Source organism: Aeromicrobium phragmitis (assembly GCF_003674095.1).
GTDB classification, from domain to species: domain Bacteria; phylum Actinomycetota; class Actinomycetes; order Propionibacteriales; family Nocardioidaceae; genus Aeromicrobium; species Aeromicrobium phragmitis.
Genome location: NZ_RDBF01000099.1, coordinates 1 through 439, shown reverse-complemented (window position 1 = coordinate 439; position 439 = coordinate 1). Strand labels below are relative to the sequence as shown.

Sequence of the window (439 nt, the reverse complement as noted above, 5' to 3'; positions counted from 1 at the left end):
TCGGCGGGGAGATCCGCGATGGTCGGGTCCACGGGCGCGGGGCGCTGGACGACAAGGGCCCGCTGGTGACGGTCGCCGACGCGGTCGAGTCGCTGCTGGCGGAGGGCTTCGTCCCGGCGCACGATGTCTACCTCTCCTTCGGTGCGGACGAGGAGGTCTTCGGTACCGGTGCCGTCGCCGTCGTCGATCACCTCGAGGCGGCGGGCGTCCGGCCGTGGCTCGTGTCCGATGAAGGGGGAGCCGTCGTCGAAGGTGCGCTTCCCGGGGTCGAAGGTCGGACCGCCATGATCGCCGTCGTCGAGAAGGGCACCGTCGACGTCGAGTTGCTCGCGCGTGGGGGAGGGGGTCACGCGTCCACGCCGTCCAAGGGTGGTGCCACGGCGCGGCTCGCGCGGGCGATCACGCGGTTGGAGCGCCGCCCGGCTCCGCCGCGTCTCAC

The 439-nt window shown here is 73.1% G+C and carries 1 protein-coding gene; it reads left to right on the top strand.

From position 1 onward, the window contains the following. The coding region (locus D9V41_RS16450) for a M20/M25/M40 family metallo-hydrolase (RefSeq protein WP_121795618.1) at positions 1 to 439 on the top strand (439 nt) is incomplete at both ends.